Raw genomic sequence first — 17485 nt, 5'->3', positions numbered from 1 at the left:
GCTCCTTGGGGAATCAGGTCTTGTCAGCGTAATCTGCGGCCACCTGGGCGAATGCCCAATCCAGCCACGCGGTAAGGGCTTGAAGGTCGGAGGCCTCGACGGTAGCACCGCCCCATATGCGCAGCCCCAAGGGGGCATCGCGGTAGGAGCCGATATCGTAGGCCACCTTCTCCTTCTCCAGCAGCGAGGCGATCTTCTTGGCCGCCGCCGTCTGCTCCTCGGCGGACAGGCGGGCAAAGAAACCGGCCTTGATCACCAAGCAGATCGAGGTGTTGGAACGGATGGCCTTGTCCTCGGCCAGGAAGGCCGCCCAGTCGCTGGCCGCAACCCAGTCCTCCAGCACCTTGAGATTGGCATTGGAGCGCTGGATCAGGCCGGACAGCCCGCCCACCGACTTGGCCCATTTCATGGCGTCGATGGCATCCTCGACGACCATCATCGAAGGCGTGTTGATGGTATCGCCCTTGAAGATGCCCTCGATCAGCTTGCCGCCCTTGGTCATGCGGAAGATCTTGGGCAGGGGCCACGGCGGCGTATAGCTTTCCAGGCGTTCGACGGCGCGCGGGCTGAGGATCAGCACGCCATGGGCGCCCTCGCCGCCCAACACCTTCTGCCAGGAATAGGTGACGACGTCGAGCTTGTCCCAGGGCAGTTCCATGGCGAAGACCGCCGAGGTGGCGTCGCAGATCGTCAGGCCCTTGCGGTCGGCCTTGATCCAGTCGCCATCGGGGACGCGGACGCCCGAAGTCGTGCCGTTCCAGGTGAAGACCACGTCGCGGTCGCAATCGACCTGCGACAGATCGGGAAGCTGACCGTAATCGGCGCGGAAGACGCGCAGGTCCGTCAGCTTCAGCTGCTTGGTGACATCGGTCACCCAGCCTTCGCCGAAGCTTTCCCAGGCCAGCATGTCGATGCCGCGCGCGCCCAGCAGCGACCACAGCGCCATCTCGACGGCCCCGGTATCGGAGGCCGGCACGATGCCGATGCGGTAATCGGCGGGCACGCCCAGCACCTCGCGGGTCAGGGCGATGGTTTCTTCCAGCTTGGCCTTGCCCAGCTTCGAGCGGTGCGACCGGCCCAGACAGGCATCGGCGAGTGCATCGAAGCTCCAACCGGGGCGCTTGGCACAGGGGCCGGAAGAGAAATTCGGATTGGCAGGCCGGACATCCGGCCGATTCGGAACGGTCATGACTTTGAAATTCCTTCCCTTGCAGAAGGACGCGGCCCGTTGGGAGGCCGTGGCCCGCCAGGAGAGTAGGCGCGCCCCCTGCCGCCGTCAATCGGCCTGTTGACCTTTAAACTCCCCATGGCAGGAAGCGACCAAGATGAACAGCGCCGTCATCAGAAAGGTCGGCGGCGCCCTTCCCCGCCAGCCCTCATCGCTGGCGCGGCACCATCCACGCCCGCTCGACCTTTTCCAGGCCGATATGCGGGTAATAGGCGGCGGCATCCGGAGCCGCGATCAGGAACAGGCTGGTCTCCGAACCCGCCGCCTCCTGCGTGCGGCGGATCAACTCGCGCCCGATGCCCCGGCGCTGGAAGGCCTCGTCCACCGCCAGATCGGAGAGGTAGCAGCAATAGCTGAAATCGGTGACCGAACGGGCCACCCCGACCAGAAGCCCCGTCTCGTCGCGTGCGGTCAGCACCAGGTCGGCCTGCGCGATCATGCGGGCGATGCGATGGGGATCGCGCACCGGCCGCCTCTTGCCCAAACCGGAACGGTTCAGGACGTCGATGAATTCATCCGGATCGAGGCCCGGCTCGGCGGCATAGGAAATCGTCATGACCGGCCTATTCCTTCAATCCGAAAGGCCGCACAGTATGGGCATGGTTCAACGGCCCATGGCCCTTGCCCAAATTGGGCGCGGTCTCGATGGCCTTGCGCACGTAATCCCGCCCCCGCTCCACCGCCGCCGCCAGGGGCATTCCCTGGGCGATACCGGCGGCGATGGCCGAAGCCAGGGTGCAGCCGGTGCCGTGGGTATTGGCGGTGAGGATACGCGGATGAGAATATTCTCGGACACCCTCGGCGGTGAACAGCATGTCCACGACCGTGTCGCCTTCCAGATGGCCACCCTTCAGCAGCACCGCCTGGGGGCCCAGGGCCAGCAAGTCCGGCCCGGCTTGGCGCATGTCTTCGGGCGTGGCGATGCGGCGGCCCGACAAGGCCTCGGCTTCGGGCAGGTTCGGCGTGATCAAGCTGGCGCGCGGCAGCATGCGGTTCTTCATGGTCGCCACGGCATCGGGATCGAGCAAGGGCGCGCCGCCCTTGGCGATCATCACCGGGTCGCAGACCAGCTTCAGCCCCGGATAACGCTCCAGCACGTCCATCACCGTCTCGATGACGGCGGCGGAAGCGAGCATGCCGGTCTTGACGCAATCGGCGCCGATATCGTCGAGCACCAGCGTCATCTGCTGGGCCAGAAAGTCCAGCGGCACGGGATGGACGCCGAAGACCCCCAGGGTATTCTGGGCCGTCAGGGCGGTGATGGCGGTGGCGGCATAGCCGTCCAGGGCCATCACCGCCTTGATGTCGGCCTGGATACCGGCGCCGCCGCCGCTATCCGATCCCGCAATGATCAGGACACGTCCCTGCATCTTCAGTCCGCCGCCTTCTGGATGGCCTCGGCGATCTCGGCCACCACGCTGTTCACCAGGGTCTCGTCTTGGCCCTCGGCCATGACGCGGATCACCGGTTCCGTACCCGATTTGCGGATCAGCACGCGGCCCGTCTCGCCCAGACGGATTTCGCCGTCGCTGATGGCCTTCTTCACCGTCGAAGCGTCGAGGACGGTGCCGTTCTTGGCCCGGTCCACGCGCACATTCTTCAGGATCTGCGGCAAGGGCTGGAACAGGCGGGTGACCTCGCTGACCGGCTTGCCCGACTCGACGATGCCCGACAGCACCTGCAGGGCCGCCAGCAGGCCGTCACCGGTGGTGCAATGATCGGTCAGGACGATATGGCCCGATTGCTCGCCGCCGACATTGAAGCCGTCGCGGCGCATCGCCTCGACCACATAACGGTCGCCCACCGCCGTACGCAGCAGCTTCAGCCCCTGCTCCTTCAGGAACAGTTCCAGGCCCAGATTGGACATGACCGTAGCGACGATGCCGCCGCCCTTGAGCTGGCCCGACCGCCCCCAGGTCAGGCCAATCAGGGCCATCAACTGGTCGCCGTCGATGATCTGGCCCTTCTCGTCGCACATCACCAGACGGTCGGCATCGCCGTCCAGCGCGATGCCGAGATGGGCGCCATGGGCCACCACCTGGGACTGCATGGCCCCGGTATGCAGCGAGCCGCAATCCTTGTTGATATTGGTGCCGTCCGGCGTGACGCCGATGGGGATGACCGTGGCGCCGAGTTCCCACAGCACCGTGGGTGCCACCTTGTAGGCCGCACCGTTGGCGCAATCGACGACGATCTTCAGCCCGTCCAGGCGCTGGCCGCGCGGGAAGGAATGCTTGGCGAATTCGATATAGCGGCCTACCGCGTCATCCAGCCGCCGCGCCTTGCCCAGCTTGCCCGAGGGCACGAGATAGCTGGACAGGCCGTTGGCCATGCTTTCCTCGATCGCCAGTTCCGCCTCGTCCGACAGCTTGAAGCCGTCGGGGCCGAACAGCTTGATGCCGTTGTCCTCGTAGGGATTGTGCGAGGCCGAGATCATGACGCCGAGATCGGCCCGCATGGAGCGGGTCAGCATGGCCACCGCCGGGGTCGGCAGCGGCCCCAGCAGCACCACGTCCATGCCCACGGAAATGAAGCCCGCCGTCAGGGCGGGCTCCAGCATGTAGCCCGACAGGCGCGTATCCTTGCCGATGACGACGGTGTGACGGTGTTCGCCGCGGGTGAAATAGCGGCCGGCGGCCATGCCCAGCTTCATTGCAGTCTCGGCGGTCATCGGCTCGATATTCGCCAAGCCGCGCACGCCATCGGTTCCGAACAACTTGCGGGTCATCTCCACTCCCACTTCCTCACTCACGCCATCTTGCCATGCTCCCGTGCGGCACGGCAACGGAAGGGGTGGAATTAGCCCATGCGGCGCGTAAACGAAATGTAAAAAATGTCCTGTTTCTCAGGCGACCGCCACCATGGCGCGCCAGACCGCCACGGCCTGGGCGGTTTCGGCCACGTCGTGGACGCGCAGCATCTGCACCCCCTGCCCCAGCCCGGCCAGTCCGGTAGCCAGCGATCCGGCCAAGCGGTCCTTCGGCGCCTCGCCCTTCGACAAGCGGCCGATGAAGCTCTTGCGCGAGGTGCCCAGCAGGATCGGGCAGCCCAACCCATGGAACAGGCTCAGCCGGGCCATGATCTCGAGGTTGTGATCCACCGTCTTGCCGAAGCCGATGCCGGGATCGATGCAGATCAGTTCCGGAGGGATGCCCGCCGCGCGGCAGGCAGCGACGCGCCCGGCCAGATAATCGTAGACATCCAACGGCGCGAAGCCGTAGCGCGGATTCTGCTGCATCGTGCCGGGCTCGCCCTGCATGTGCATCAGCATCACCGGCACCTGGGCCCGCGCGGCGACCGGCAGGGAATCCGGATCGCCTTCAAGGGCAGTGATGTCGTTGAGGATCGCCGCCCCGGCGTCCAGGGCCGCCCCCATGACGGCGGCATGGCGGGTATCGACGGAAACCACCGCCCCCCGGTTCGCCAGTTCGCGGATCACCGGCACGACACGGCGGATTTCCTCCTCGGGCGAGACGGGGGCCGAGCCGGGACGGGTGGATTCGCCGCCGACATCGATGATCTCGGCACCGGCTTCCAGCATCGCCAGGGCACTGGCAACGGCATTCCCGGCGGCGTAATGGTCGCCGCCGTCCGAGAAGCTGTCGGGAGTGGCGTTGATGATGCCCATGATGCACGGCCGGTCCATCGCCAGTCCGGCATAGGCCGGACGCTCGGCGCCGATGCGGTGCAGCAGGCGCGAGACATAGCCAGCGACCGGCTCGCCCTCATTGGCCGACCAGTCGAGGATCTCGGCGAAGGAGCCGTGGGACACTACCACATTGGCGCCGTCGCGCAGATAGAGGGTGCAGGCGGTGAAGGCCAGAGGGCCGCCGGCAAGAGACCAACCCTGCCCCGTCGCCACGGCCGCCGAAGCCGCCGCGCCCGAGACGATGCCGCAAGGTTGAAGATACAGGCGCCCCTCCGGCGCCTCTTCCCACAAGGGCCGGCCATCATGCGAAAAGCCCCGCGGTAAAGCGGGGCTTATGCGCAGGGCCAGCGGGGAGGCTGACACCGTTTCCGGCATCAGGCCCCCGGCTGCGGTTCGGGACCGAGGCCTCCGCCCGGCTGCTCGCTGCCGCGATTGCCCGACGTGGTGGGCACCGAGGCACGGCGGCCGGTGTCGCGGGGGCGATGGTCGTCGCTCCCGGCATTGCGGTGGATGGGCTCGCCATTGAGCAGCGCGCGGATTTCGTCGCCGCTCAGGGTTTCGTATTCCAGCAGGCCCTTCGCCAGGGTTTCCAACTGGTCACGATGCTCGATCAGGCAGGACTTGGCCCGGTCGTAAGCCTCCTGGACCACCCTCTTGACCTCGGCATCGATCAGGTTGGCGGTGGCTTCCGAGACGTTCTTGTGGGTCGCCACGGAATGCCCCAGGAAGACTTCCTGGTCGTTCTCGCCATAGGTCAGCGGACCAAGCTTCTCGCTCATGCCCCATTCCGTGACCATGCGGCGGGAAATGTCGGTCGCCATCTTGATGTCCGAGGACGCACCGGTGGTGATCTTTTCCGGACCGAAGATCAGTTCCTCGGCGATACGTCCACCCATGGCGACGGCCAGGTCGGCCTTCAGCTTGGCGCGCGAGACCGAGATGCGGTCGCCTTCCGGCAGGCGCATCACCATGCCCAGCGCACGGCCGCGCGGGATGATGGTGGCCTTGTGGATGGGATCGGACTCAGGCTCGTGCAGGGCGACGATGGCGTGGCCGGCCTCGTGATAGGCGGTCAGCTTCTTCTCGTTCTCGGTCATGACCATGGAGCGGCGTTCCGCGCCCATCATGACCTTGTCCTTGGCGGATTCGAAGTCGAACATGGTGACGACGCGCTTGCCGGCACGGGCGGCGATCAGGGCGGCCTCGTTCACCAGGTTGGACAGATCGGCGCCCGAGAAGCCCGGCGTGCCGCGCGCGATGATGCGGGCATCCACGTCGGGAGCCAGCGGCACCTTGCGCATATGCACCTTCAGGATCTTCTCGCGGCCCAGCACATCCGGATTGGGCACCACCACCTGACGGTCGAAGCGGCCTGGACGCAGCAGCGCCGGGTCCAGGACGTCGGGACGGTTGGTGGCGGCGATCAGGATGACGCCTTCATTGGCCTCGAAGCCGTCCATCTCGACCAGCAACTGGTTCAGGGTCTGCTCGCGCTCGTCATTGCCGCCGCCCAGGCCGGCACCACGATGGCGGCCGACGGCGTCGATTTCATCGATGAAGATGATGCACGGCGCGTTCTTCTTGCCCTGCTCGAACATGTCGCGGACACGCGAGGCACCCACGCCGACGAACATTTCGACGAAGTCCGAGCCCGAGATGGTGAAGAACGGCACATTGGCCTCGCCGGCGATGGCGCGGGCCAGCAGCGTCTTACCGGTACCGGGCGGACCGACCAGCAAGCAGCCTTTCGGAATCTTGCCGCCCAGGCGCTGGAACTTCTGCGGGTCGCGCAGGAAGTCCACGATCTCTTCCAGTTCCTGTTTGGCCTCGTCGATGCCCGCCACGTCCTCGAAGGTCACGCGGCCGGTCTTCTCGGTCAGCATGCGGGCACGGGACTTGCCGAAGCCCATGGCCTTGCCGCCGCCGCCCTGCATCTGACGCATGAAGAAGATCCACACGCCGATGAGCAGAAGCATCGGGAACCAGGAGATCAGAATTCCCCAGAAGGTCGGGCTGTCGTCTGCGCGCGGCTGCGCCGAAATGCGTACGCCATGCTCGCGCAGGGTCGGAACCAGCTGCGGATCCTGGGGCGCGTAAGTGGTGAAGGCCCGCCCATCGGCGAAGGTGCCGGTGATGGACTCGCCCTGGATGACGACGTCGCGCACGTTTCCGCGCTCGACTTCGGAGATGAAATCCGAGAACGGATAGGTCGCGCCCCTGGTCGTCTGCTGCGGCTCGAAAAGATTGAAGAGCGCCACCAGCAGCAGGGCGATGATGACCCAGAGCGCCAGGTTCTTGCTAAAGTTCAAGTTTCAGCCCTTCCCAAATATACGGAAGCGTTCGTCCGAGGCCCGCGTCTCGCGGATCGACGGCAAGCCAGTGCCTCTGTAGATAATGCGGCGGAATCACCAAACAAGGCAATGCCCCGCGCCAGTAACCGTGATGCGTGGAGCGAATAAGACGGAAGGAACCCGCGCATCGGTGGTGCGACCTCCCTCTCGCTTATACCCCAGCTGCGGCACGGCCGATATACCATGCTCGTCATAGATCGCCGGAAGCCCCAGCCGCACCGGCTCGGGCAGCGCCATTCCCGCCTCTCCGGCGAGATGGGAGCGGATGTCCCGCCAGCCTTGCGCCCCCAGGGCGGCCACCTTGGCGGCGCCCGGCGGGGAAACGGCCTCGTTTTTCTCCGGCGACAAAAACATACGATATCTGCCATCCCATAATACGACTTTGTCCGGCCGCAACTCCGTAAGCGCCGTCAGGCGCCCGGGTTCGCGGCAAACCAGCAGCCCGTCGCGTCGGGCCGCCAGCAGGCATCCTCCCAAAGTTAGATCGCGCCGCCCCGACCGCAACTGGTCATAGATGCCCCGCAACCGCTCCGCCCGGGGCGGATAGGCGCGTCCGCCCATGCAGCACACCAGCCGCGACAGCAGCCGCAGTCCCACCTCTTCCGGCAGGCGTCCCAGATCCTCCACCCGCCACAGGGCATAGCCGACGGGATGGATCAGGACCGAACGGGCCGCCGCCTGCGCCACGGCCTCTTCCAGCGCCGCCCTCTCCTGCCCCGCCCGGCGGGACATGGACAGCAACCGTTCCGTTTCGCCCCCGTCCTCCGCTAGGCGCATGCGCAGTCGTACCCGCGCGAAGGCGGGATTGCCGTTGCTGGGGTCCTCGATCCAGTCCTGCCCCTGTTCCCTCAGGAATCCGCGCAGATCCTCAGGCCGACAGGCGAGCAACGGGCGCAGCAGACGCAGGGAGGGACGCTCGACGATGGCCGACATCCCCGCCAAGCCATCCATGCCGCTGCCCCGCTGCTGGCGCAGCAGCACGGTCTCGGCCTGGTCGGCGCGGTGATGGGCCAACAGAAGATGCAGGATGCCGCTTTCGGCGCAGGCCTCTTCCAGCAGGGCGTAACGCGCCTCGCGGGCGGCGGCCTGCAGGCCCGTCCGGGGTTTGGGATCGTCCCAGCGGAGAATGCGATGGGCAATGGCCCGGCCCGCCAGCCATTCGCCGACACGGGCGGCCTCGGCGCCGGATTCGGCGCGCAGGCGATGATCCACGGTCAGCGCCAGCACGGAACCGCCGCGGCGGCGGGCCCAGTCATCGGCCAGCAGGCACAGTGCCAGGCTGTCGGCGCCGCCGGAAACGGCGACGGCGAGGATCGGCCGGGACTCGAAAGGTCCCAGCCTTTCCATGACGGCGAAAAAACGATCGGAAAGGGCGTGGCCCCGACGGCTCGGACTCACACCTTAGCTGCAGGCGAGTTTCTGACGCTCGACGACGGCGCGACGCTTGATCGCGTCGGAAGCTTGCGGGAATTCCCTGTCCAGGCGCCCCAGGGCGGCACAGGCTTCCTTGGACTTACCCAGATGGCTCAGCGACAGGCCCAGCTTGAGCAGGCTGTCCGGAGCCTTCCCGCCATTGCCGTATTTCTGGTAGCCCTGGAGGAAAAGCACCGCGGCCTGTTCGTATTCGCCGCGCACGTAATGCGTCTCGCCCAGCCAGTATTGGGCATTCCCGGCCAGCGCATCATCGGGATGGGCTTCCAGGAAACCGCGCAGGGCCTGCTCAGCGCCGGAATAATCGGCCTGGCGCAGCAGGCTGAAGGCGTAGTCGTATTTTTCCTGGGGCGTGCCGCTGGTCAGGCCCGCAGGCGCGGCGGCAGCCTGGGATCCGGCGGCGGCATTGTTGCTGGGCAGAGCCAGCTGGCCCGGCGGCGCGGCCGGGGCGACGGCGGGGGCATCGGCATTGGCCGCGGCAGGCGGCGTCGTGCCTTCCTGTCCCTCGGCGTCCGGCCCCTGGGCCAGGGTCCGTCCCTGCTCGATCTCGGTCAGGCGCAGGTCGATATCGGCCAGCGCCTTGTCCAGGCGGCTGGAAACCTGGGCCATGTTGAAGGAAACTTCCTCGACCTGGCCGGTCAGCACCCGGATCTGCTGTTCCAGCTGTTCGATCCGCACATGCAGCCTGGTCGCCACACCCTCGGGCATCTCCGCCGCCAGGGGAGCGGGCGCACCGGCCGAAGCGGCGGGCGCGGGTTGGCCGCGATAGACCTGCCTTTGCAGGGTCTGGAGATCGCGTTCCATGCGGTCCAGGCGGTTGTAGAGGGCCTGGGCCTCGATCTGCTGGGACTGGGCGGCATGCGGCAAGGTCAGGCCGAACAGCGACGTGCCGCCGACCAGAATGCCGAGCGCCACGCCCTGCAGCCGCCGACGGAGACTGCCGCCTCGGTTAAAGCCGTCACAGAACGCCTTGCTCTTCACGTCATCCTCGCTGGTCTGCTGCCCATGGTTTCTCTGCCAAACAGGCCGTCGTCGGAAACAAATATAGCCTTCAGGATGGATTGATATCCAGGCAGAAATAAGGCGCCGCCCACTCCGCCGATATTGCGACGGAACAGGCAGGCGCCTTTTTCAAGCCGGTGTGCGGCGTCCGGAATTACTGGACGACGGTCACGCCACGGCGGTTCTGCGACCAAGCCGCTTCGTTCGAGCCGAGAGCGACCGGACGTTCCTTGCCATAGGAGATCACGCGGATGCGGTTGGCGGGGATGCCGGCAGCCACGAGATAGTCACGGACGGAGTTGGCGCGACGCTCGCCCAGGGCGAGGTTGTATTCGCGGGTACCGCGTTCGTCAGCGTGACCTTCGATCACGATGTTGACGTTGGGGTATTGACGCAGCCAGGCAGCCTGACGGTCGAGGATGGCGCGGGCCTCCGGCGACAGATCGTAGCGATCGAAGCCGAAGAAGACGCGGTCGCCAGCAGTGGCAACCAGGTCAGCCTGCGAACCCGGCTGCGGGCCCGGAGCGACCTGCGGCTGAGCGGTCTCGACACGGCCCGCGTCGGTGGTGGTGGCGGTGGTGGTCGGGGCGGTTTCGCAGGCAGCCAGCAGGGCGGCGGCGGCGACAACGCTCAGAAAACGGACCTTCATGTAAGTGAACTCCCCCTCGCAGATGAGGATATGAAAATGGGAATTGCTGTATCTATGAGTTGCCGCCGGCCCAAGTCTTGAGAACCGGCGGCTCAGTACACGACGTCTTCGGATCCGTAGTCGTCGGCGTATTTCTCACGGCGACGGACTATAGTGCCGAAACATCATGGAATCAAGGGGCTCCATGCCGGATCGGAGCCTTCCACCGGCGTAACCAGCTGACGTTCGTTAAAACCGGTCAGGTCGATGGTATAAAGCCTGGTCGAACCGCCACGCCCCTGGGCATCGGCCCTGGTCTGACGGAAGAAGGACAGGACACGACCATTGGGAGCCCAGGTAGGACCTTCGACCAGGTAGCCCTGGGTCAGCAGGCGCTCGCCCGAGCCGTCGGGACGCATGACGCCGACGAAGAACTCGCCGCCCTTCATCTTGGTGAAGGCGATCAGGTCGCCGCGCGGCGACCACACCGGCGTCGCATAACGGCCGTCACCGAAGCTGATGCGCCGGACGTTCGAGCCGTCGGCATTCATCACATAGATCTGCTGCGCCCCGCCCCGGTCGGAGTTGAAGGTGATCTGGGTGCCGTCGGGAGAATAGGACGGCGAGGTATCGATGGCCGGGTGATTGGTCAGCTGCACCGACCGCCGCGTCCGCAGGTCCATCTCGTAGATGTCGGTCCTGCCGTCCTTCGCCAGGCTCATGATCACCTTGTTGCCGTCGGGCGAGAAGCGCGGGGCGAAGGTCATGCCGGGGAAGTCGCCCAGAACCTCGCGGCGGGCGGTATCGATCTGCAGTACGTAGACGCGCGGATTGCCCTGATAATAGGACAGATAGGTGATCTCGCGCGCCGTCGGCGAGAAGCGCGGGGTCAGCACCAGATCCGAACCGTCCGTCAGGAACTTATGATTCTCACCGTCCTGGTCCATGATCGCCAGGCGCTTGACGCGCCTGTCAGCGGGACCGGTTTCGGCGACATAGACGATCTGGGTGTCGAAATAGCCCGACTCACCCGTGATGCGCTTGTAGATGGCATCCGAGATGATGTGGGCGATGCGCCGCCAGCCCTCGGCCGTGGCGGTGAAGGCCTGACCAATCATCTGCTGCTCGGCGGTCACGTCCCACAGGCGGAATTCCACCCGCAGCCGCCCGTCGGACAGCATTTCCACACGGCCGTTGACCAATGCCTGGGCATTGATCAGCTTCCAATCGGCGAAGCGGGGCTGCACTTCGAGCGAAGCCGCCGATTGGATGAAGGCGCGCGGATCGATGGGCTGGAACAGGCCGGACCGTTCCAGATTCGCCGAAATCACCCGGGAAATATCGGCGCCGTATTGGGCTTCCCTTCCCGACCCGCCGGTAAAATCGGTGATGGCGATGGGCATCGGCTGCATGTTGCCGCGCGTGATGTCGATGCGCAGTTCGGCAGCCGCAGGCAGCGCCATGGCCACCAGCGTCACCGCCGCGAAGAACAGCGCGGAGAAGTGTTGGAGAACGCGAGACACGCTCATCTTCCAATCATATCCTGGGGGTTGAAGACCAAAACGAAGTTCTGAAACAGCTCATACTTGCCCGGCGGCAATTGCAGCGGGCTGGCCAGCAGGACCGCGCGCCGGGCACTTTCCGCCGCGGCCCGATAGAAGCTATCGGTCGCCGCGCGCATGCTCTCCTCGACCGTGGCACTGATCACGGTGCCATCGGGATTGAGACGCACGCGGATCGGAATGACCAGATTCTCCGCATCCCGCGCCCCGGCCGGCACATTCCAATGCCGCTCGATCTGCGCCCGAATGAAGTCTTCCTCGCTCATGGAAAGCCTCAGATTCGGGTTATGCATGTCCGAACCGCGCGGATGGGCCCCCGCCGCCTGCTGGGGCGGTGCGGGCGCAGGCGTCTCGGCCTGACGCGGCCTCGGCTGCTCGAACTGTTCGACCGTCTTCAGCAGCGAATCGAAATCGTCCTGCGGCTTGGGCTCAGGCTTCTTCGCCTCAGGCTTCGGCTGCGGCTTGGGTTCCGGTTTGGGCTCGGGCTTCGGTTGCGGCTTGGGTTCCGGCTTCGGCTCGGGTTTGGGTTCCGGCTTCGGTTCCGGTTTCGGCTCAGGCTTGGGCTCCGGCTTCGGCTCCGGTTTGGGTTCCGGCTTGGGCTCGGGCTTCGGTTGCGGCTGAGGTTCCGGCCTAGGCTGAGGCTGAGGCTGGGGCTGCGGCTTCGGCGGCTCGGGCTTGGGCTGCGGCTCGGGTTTGGGGGGCTCGGGCTTCGGCGGAGCCTGGACGGGTTCCGGCTTCGGCGGTTCCGGCTTTTTCTGCTCGACCTGACGCGGCGGCGGGTTGGTGATGCTCGAGACATTCACCACCTCGACGACGATGGGTCTGTCCAGCTGCGGCGCTGTCTGGCGCAGCTGCGGCAGGCCGACGACCGCCGCCACCGCCACGGCCAGATGCAAGCCCGCCGAAATCATCAGCGGCTTGCGCAGTGAGGACGAGCCGTTCTCCGAGGACATGGCGGTCTAACGCCCCCCCTGCGCCGCAGGCTTGCTTTCGGTGACGAAGGCCAGATTGGTGAAGCCGGACGCCGATAGCTCGCCCATCACCTCCATCACCCGGCCGTAATTGACGGACTGGTCGCCGCGCACGAAGACGCGGGTATCGGATTTGGCATTGGTGATGGCGATCAGCTTGGGTCCCAGTTCTTCCAGGGCGACTTCGGTTTCCTGGATGAACAGGCGTCCCTGCTGGTCCACCGAGACCGACAGCGGCGCGTCGTTTCCAGGCAGCGGCGCCGCGCTGGTCTTCGGCAATTCGATCTGGATCCCCGCCGTCAGCAGCGGCGCGGTGACCATGAAAATGATAAGCAGCACCAGCATCACGTCCACGAAAGGCGTAACGTTGATCTCGCTCATCGGCCTATGGGAGCGCCGACCCGAACGGGACCGGCGGCCTCCACCCCCACCAAGCGAAGCGCCCATCTCTCCCTAGCCCCTTTCTTCGAGCTGGCGGGAAAGAATGGCGGCGAATTCGCCGGCGAAGTTTTCCAGGCGCTGGGCGTAGCGATCCAGGTCGCTGGAGATCTTGTTATAGGCGATGACGGCCGGGATGGCGGCGAGCAGGCCCAGGGCGGTGGCGAACAGCGCCTCGGCGATGCCCGGGGCAACCACGGCCAGGCTGGTCTCATTGCTGCCGGCGATGGCCTGGAAGGCGGTCATGATGCCCCAGACCGTGCCGAACAGGCCGATGAAGGGCGCGGTCGAACCAACGGTGGCGAGGACGCCGACGCGCTTTTCCAGCGTTTCCATCTCGCGGCCCAAGGTCACCTGCATGACGCGGTCCAGGCGGTCGGGCAGACGGGCCCGGACGACGCTGCGGTCGCCCTTGGTCGCGGAACGGCGCCATTCGCGCATGGCCGCCGCGAACACCGCCGACATCGGGTCGGCCGGACGGCCGCCCATGCGATCGTACAATTCTTCCAGCGAGCCGCCGGACCAGAAGGATTCCTCGAACTGATCGGCCCGGCTCTGCAGCTTGCGCAGGCGCGCAGCCTTCTCGAAAATGATGGCCCAGCTCCAGATCGAGGCCAGGAGCAGGCCGATCATCACCAGCTTGACCACCAGACCCGCCTGCATGAAGAGGCCCCACATGGACATGTCATGGGCCGCCTGGGCGGTCAAAGCGACCGTCTGCACTGGTTCCATTCTAGTCTCTCTCTTGAGAAATGAAGTCTGTCAGAAGCGCCCGCAACGGCGCCGAAAGCCGCGCCGGGGCCAGGTCGCGCCCCATTGCGGCCAGCTTGATTTGAATCCGTACCAGATCGAGCCCGTCCGCGGCCCGCGCCAGCACCTGCTCGGCCAGCACCGAAGCGCCGCCGACCTTCAGGATGCGCGTGCGCACCTCGACCTCGTCATCCAGGCGGGCCGGACGCAGGAAATCCATCTCGCACCAGCGCACGGCGAAGAACAAGCCGTCCGTCTCCATCATCTGCGCATGGGAAACGCCCAGCAGGCGCAGCATCTCGGTGCGCGCCCGCTCGGCGTAGCGAAGATAATTGCTGTGATAGACGATGCCACCCAGGTCGGTATCTTCGATATAGACCCGGATCGGATAGCGGTGCAGGCGCCCGTCCAGACGGCCCGACGGGGCGAAGGACTCACTCATCCCCGTCCCCTTCCACGCCGTCCAGCAGGTCGAACTGCGCGCCTTCGGGCCGCGCCGGCGGCGTCAGGCCCATATGCCGGAAACCGTTCGCCGTCAGCATGCGGCCGCGCGGCGTGCGCTGCAGCAGGCCCTGCTGCAGCAGATAGGGCTCGATCACCTCTTCCAGCGTGTCGCGCTGTTCCGACAGGGCCGCCGCGACGGTCTCGACGCCGACCGGGCCGCCGCCGTAATTCTCGGCGATGCAGCGCATGTAACGGATATCGTTGGAATCCAGGCCGATCTTGTCGACCTCCAGGCGGTTCAGCGCGGCATCGGCGGTGAAAGCGTCGACCGGCGAGCGCCCGGCCACGGCGGCGAAATCGCGCACCCGACGCAGCAGGCGCCCGGCCACGCGCGGCGTCCCGCGCGAGCGGCGTGCGATCTCGGCTGCTCCTTCAGGCGTCAATTCCATCCCCAATACCCGCGCCCCCCGGCTGACGATCAGTTGCAGTTCTTCCGGCTCGTAGAAGGCCAGGCGCAACGGGATCCCGAAGCGTTCGCGCAGCGGCGTGGTCAACAAGCCCGAGCGCGTGGTGGCCCCGACCAGGGTGAAGGGCGGCAGATCGATCCGCACCGAACGTGCGGCCGGTCCTTCGCCGATCATCAGATCGAGCTGGAAGTCCTCCATCGCCGGATAAAGCACTTCCTCTATGGCAGGATTAAGGCGGTGGATTTCGTCGATGAACAACACGTCACGCGGTTGAAGATTGGTCAGCAGGGCCGCGAGGTCCCCCGCCTTGGCGATGATCGGGCCCGAAGTGGCCCGGAAGCCCACGCCCAATTCGCGCGCCACGATCTGCGCCAGGGTCGTCTTGCCCAGGCCGGGCGGGCCGAACAGCAGGATGTGGTCGAGGGCATCGCCGCGCGCGCGGGCGGCGGTGATGAAGACGCGCAGATTCTCGCAGACCTGACGCTGGCCGGTGAAATCGTCCAGGCTCAGCGGACGCAGGCTGGCCTCGGCATCGCCCGGCACGGACTCGGGCGAAAGGATGCGGTCCTTGCTCATCGTTCAGCCTCGGCAGCACTCATGTCAAAAATCCTTGGGGCCGAGTTCCTTCAGCCCGGCGCGAATGAGGGCGGAAACGTCGGCATCCTCGCCCATCTCCTGGGCCGCGCGGGCGACGGCGCCGAAGGCATCGACCTGACGATAGCCGAGATTGACCAAGGCCGAGACGGCATCGCTGACTGCGCCCGAGGCGCCGATGGGGGCCAGGGCCGCGGCCGGGGCTCCGCCTGCCGGAGCAAAGCTGCCGAGGGCTATCTTGCCCGCCTTCTCTTTCAATTCGCTTAAGATGCGCGCGGCCAGCTTCGGCCCAACCCCGCTGGCCCGCGTCAGCACCGTCTTGTCCTGGGCGGCGATGCCCTGGGCCAGCTGGTCCGGCGCGGCCACCGACAGGATCGCCAGCCCGACGCGGCTGCCCACGCCCTGGACGGTGGTCAACAGGCGGAACCATTCGCGTTCGGCGGTTTCGAGGAAGCCGTAAAGCTGGATGGCGTCCTCGCGCACATGGGTCTCCACATGCACCTGCACCGCCTCGCCCACAATCATGCGGCCCAGCGTGCGCGACGAGCAGAAGACGAGATAGCCGACCCCGCCGACATCGATGACGGCATAGTCCTCGGCCGTGGAATCGACGATTCCCTTCAGTTTGGCAATCATCTTGAACCTACTTGGCCTGTCATCTGCGGCCTCCGGCCTGGGCCAGCTTGTGGAAGGTCGCGCGGTGGTGAGCGTGGCAGATCGCCACGGCCAGGGCATCGGCGGCATCGGGCGTGTCGGGCAGGCAGCCCGGCAGCAGCACGCGCACCATCATGCCGACCTGCTCCTTGGCGGCATGGCCGCCGCCGACCACCGCCTTCTTGATCAGGTTCGGGGCATATTCGGCCACCGGCAGCCCGGCCAGCGAGGCGGTCAGCATCACCGCGCCGCGCGCCTGCCCCAGCTTCAGGGTCGACGCCGGATTGCGGTTGACGAAGGTTTCCTCGATCGCCGCCTCGCCGGGCGAGAAATCGGCAATGACCTGAGCCACGCCCTGATGCAGCTGCACCAGGCGCTCGGCCAGGCTGAGGCGGTCATCGGAACGCACCACCCCGTCGGCCACATGGCGCAGGCGGTTGTCCACGAGGTCGATGACGCCCCAGCCGGTGTTACGCAGTCCGGGGTCCAGACCCAAGAGTCTCATCGGCTAGGGCTCATCGGCAAAAGGAATTGAGCGTCAGGCGCTCAAACGCTCCATGATGTCTTCGGCAATATCGAAATTGGCCGAAACACGCTGCACGTCGTCATTGTCTTCGAGCACGTCGAGCAGCTTCAGCAGGGTCTGCGCCGCCTGCTCGTCGGTCACCGGCACGGTGGTCTGGGCACGCCAGTCCAGGCGGGCGTATTCGGGAGCGCCGAACTTGCCTTCCAGGGCGTCGCGGACGCTGCTCAGATCGTCGGGGGCGCAGGTGATGTCGTGGCCGTCCTCGGTCGTCTCGACATTCTCGGCCCCGGCTTCCAGGGCGGCCTCGAACATTTCCTCCGCCCCGGCCACGTCGGCGGGATAGCGGATGGCGCCGATGCGATCGAACATGAAGCTGACCGAGTTGGTCTCGCCCATATTGCCGCCATGCTTGCTGAAGGCCGAACGCACTTCCGAAGCGGTGCGGTTGCGGTTGTCGGTCAGCGCCTCGACGATGATGGCGACGCTGCCCGGGCCGTAGCCTTCGTAGCGCACCTCCTCGTAATTGGCGCCGTCCTCGCCGCCCGAACCGCGGGCGATGGCGCGTTCCATCGTATCCTTGGGCATATTGGCCGCGCGCGCGGCGGCGATGGCGGCGCGCAGACGCGGATTCATCGCGGGGTCAGGCAGGCCCGACCGCGCCGCGACCGTCAATTCACGGATCAGCTTGGTGAAGACCTTCGCGCGCTTGGCGTCCTGCGCGCCCTTGCGATGCATGATGTTCTTAAATTGGGAATGACCAGCCATGCTCCCAGCAGCCCTATCTCTACCG

General features: G+C 66.2%; 18 protein-coding genes. All 18 read right to left on the bottom strand.

From position 1 onward, the window contains the following. Positions 1-13: 13 nt before the first annotated feature. Complete coding sequence (locus EPD66_RS12260) at positions 14-1189, bottom strand: phosphoserine transaminase (RefSeq protein WP_142848796.1); 1176 nt, start codon at positions 1187-1189, stop codon at positions 14-16. A gap of 187 nt (positions 1190-1376) precedes the next feature. Continuing rightward, the gene (locus EPD66_RS12255) at positions 1377-1784 is read right to left on the bottom strand and encodes a GNAT family N-acetyltransferase (protein ID WP_142848795.1); all 408 of its coding nucleotides are present in this window, start codon (positions 1782-1784) and stop codon (positions 1377-1379) included. Between the two features lie 7 nt (positions 1785-1791). Beyond that, positions 1792-2598: a bifunctional hydroxymethylpyrimidine kinase/phosphomethylpyrimidine kinase gene (gene thiD / locus EPD66_RS12250; RefSeq protein ID WP_142848794.1), complete on the bottom strand. Its 807-nt coding sequence runs from the start codon at positions 2596-2598 to the stop codon at positions 1792-1794. 2 nt (positions 2599-2600) lie between these two features. After that, positions 2601-3956 (bottom strand): phosphoglucosamine mutase, encoded by a 1356-nt coding sequence (glmM, locus tag EPD66_RS12245; protein ID WP_142848793.1) that lies wholly within the window; start codon positions 3954-3956, stop codon positions 2601-2603. Positions 3957-4073: 117 nt separating this feature from the next. Beyond that, on the bottom strand, positions 4074-5168 hold the full coding sequence (folP, locus tag EPD66_RS12240; RefSeq protein ID WP_255448462.1) for a dihydropteroate synthase: 1095 nt from the start codon (positions 5166-5168) through the stop codon (positions 4074-4076). A gap of 83 nt (positions 5169-5251) precedes the next feature. Further along, positions 5252-7186 carry an ATP-dependent zinc metalloprotease FtsH gene (gene ftsH, locus EPD66_RS12235; protein WP_142848791.1) on the bottom strand — a complete coding sequence of 645 codons (1935 nt, stop codon included), beginning with the start codon at positions 7184-7186 and terminating at the stop codon, positions 5252-5254. A 96-nt stretch (positions 7187-7282) separates the two neighbouring features. Beyond that, positions 7283-8575: a tRNA lysidine(34) synthetase TilS gene (gene tilS / locus EPD66_RS12230; protein WP_142848790.1), complete on the bottom strand. Its 1293-nt coding sequence runs from the start codon at positions 8573-8575 to the stop codon at positions 7283-7285. Positions 8576-8629: 54 nt separating this feature from the next. After that, positions 8630-9640, bottom strand: coding sequence for a tol-pal system protein YbgF (gene ybgF / locus EPD66_RS12225; protein WP_142848789.1), 1011 nt, complete (start codon positions 9638-9640; stop codon positions 8630-8632). A gap of 175 nt (positions 9641-9815) precedes the next feature. Continuing rightward, entirely contained in the window at positions 9816-10310 is a 495-nt protein-coding gene (pal, locus tag EPD66_RS12220; RefSeq protein ID WP_142848788.1) for a peptidoglycan-associated lipoprotein Pal, read from the bottom strand. Between the two features lie 164 nt (positions 10311-10474). Further along, entirely contained in the window at positions 10475-11818 is a 1344-nt protein-coding gene (gene tolB, locus EPD66_RS12215) for a Tol-Pal system beta propeller repeat protein TolB (RefSeq protein WP_142848787.1), read from the bottom strand. After that, the gene (locus EPD66_RS12210; RefSeq protein ID WP_142848786.1) at positions 11815-12804 is read right to left on the bottom strand and encodes a cell envelope integrity protein TolA; all 990 of its coding nucleotides are present in this window, start codon (positions 12802-12804) and stop codon (positions 11815-11817) included. Before EPD66_RS12210 ends, tolB begins: the two co-directional genes overlap by 4 nt. A gap of 6 nt (positions 12805-12810) precedes the next feature. Next, entirely contained in the window at positions 12811-13203 is a 393-nt protein-coding gene (tolR, locus tag EPD66_RS12205) for a protein TolR (RefSeq protein WP_370511879.1), read from the bottom strand. A gap of 72 nt (positions 13204-13275) precedes the next feature. After that, complete coding sequence (tolQ, locus tag EPD66_RS12200; RefSeq protein ID WP_142848784.1) at positions 13276-13992, bottom strand: protein TolQ; 717 nt, start codon at positions 13990-13992, stop codon at positions 13276-13278. 1 nt (position 13993) lies between these two features. Beyond that, positions 13994-14452: a YbgC/FadM family acyl-CoA thioesterase gene (locus EPD66_RS12195; protein ID WP_142848783.1), complete on the bottom strand. Its 459-nt coding sequence runs from the start codon at positions 14450-14452 to the stop codon at positions 13994-13996. Beyond that, positions 14445-15497: a Holliday junction branch migration DNA helicase RuvB gene (ruvB, locus tag EPD66_RS12190; RefSeq protein ID WP_142848782.1), complete on the bottom strand. Its 1053-nt coding sequence runs from the start codon at positions 15495-15497 to the stop codon at positions 14445-14447. The genes EPD66_RS12195 and ruvB overlap by 8 nt, the downstream gene beginning before the upstream one ends. A gap of 24 nt (positions 15498-15521) precedes the next feature. Continuing rightward, positions 15522-16151, bottom strand: a complete 630-nt coding sequence (ruvA, locus tag EPD66_RS12185) for a Holliday junction branch migration protein RuvA (protein ID WP_142848781.1) — start codon at positions 16149-16151, stop codon at positions 15522-15524. Positions 16152-16170: 19 nt separating this feature from the next. Beyond that, positions 16171-16674, bottom strand: coding sequence for a crossover junction endodeoxyribonuclease RuvC (gene ruvC / locus EPD66_RS12180; protein WP_142848780.1), 504 nt, complete (start codon positions 16672-16674; stop codon positions 16171-16173). Between the two features lie 33 nt (positions 16675-16707). Next, positions 16708-17460 carry a YebC/PmpR family DNA-binding transcriptional regulator gene (locus EPD66_RS12175; protein WP_142848779.1) on the bottom strand — a complete coding sequence of 251 codons (753 nt, stop codon included), beginning with the start codon at positions 17458-17460 and terminating at the stop codon, positions 16708-16710. Positions 17461-17485: the final 25 nt, after the last annotated feature.

Source organism: Telmatospirillum sp. J64-1, from assembly GCF_006980715.1.
Classification (GTDB): domain Bacteria; phylum Pseudomonadota; class Alphaproteobacteria; order Rhodospirillales; family Magnetospirillaceae; genus Oleiliquidispirillum; species Oleiliquidispirillum nitrogeniifigens.
The sequence above is the reverse complement of the archived record's forward strand: the minus strand, read 5'-3'. Positions and strand labels throughout refer to the sequence as shown.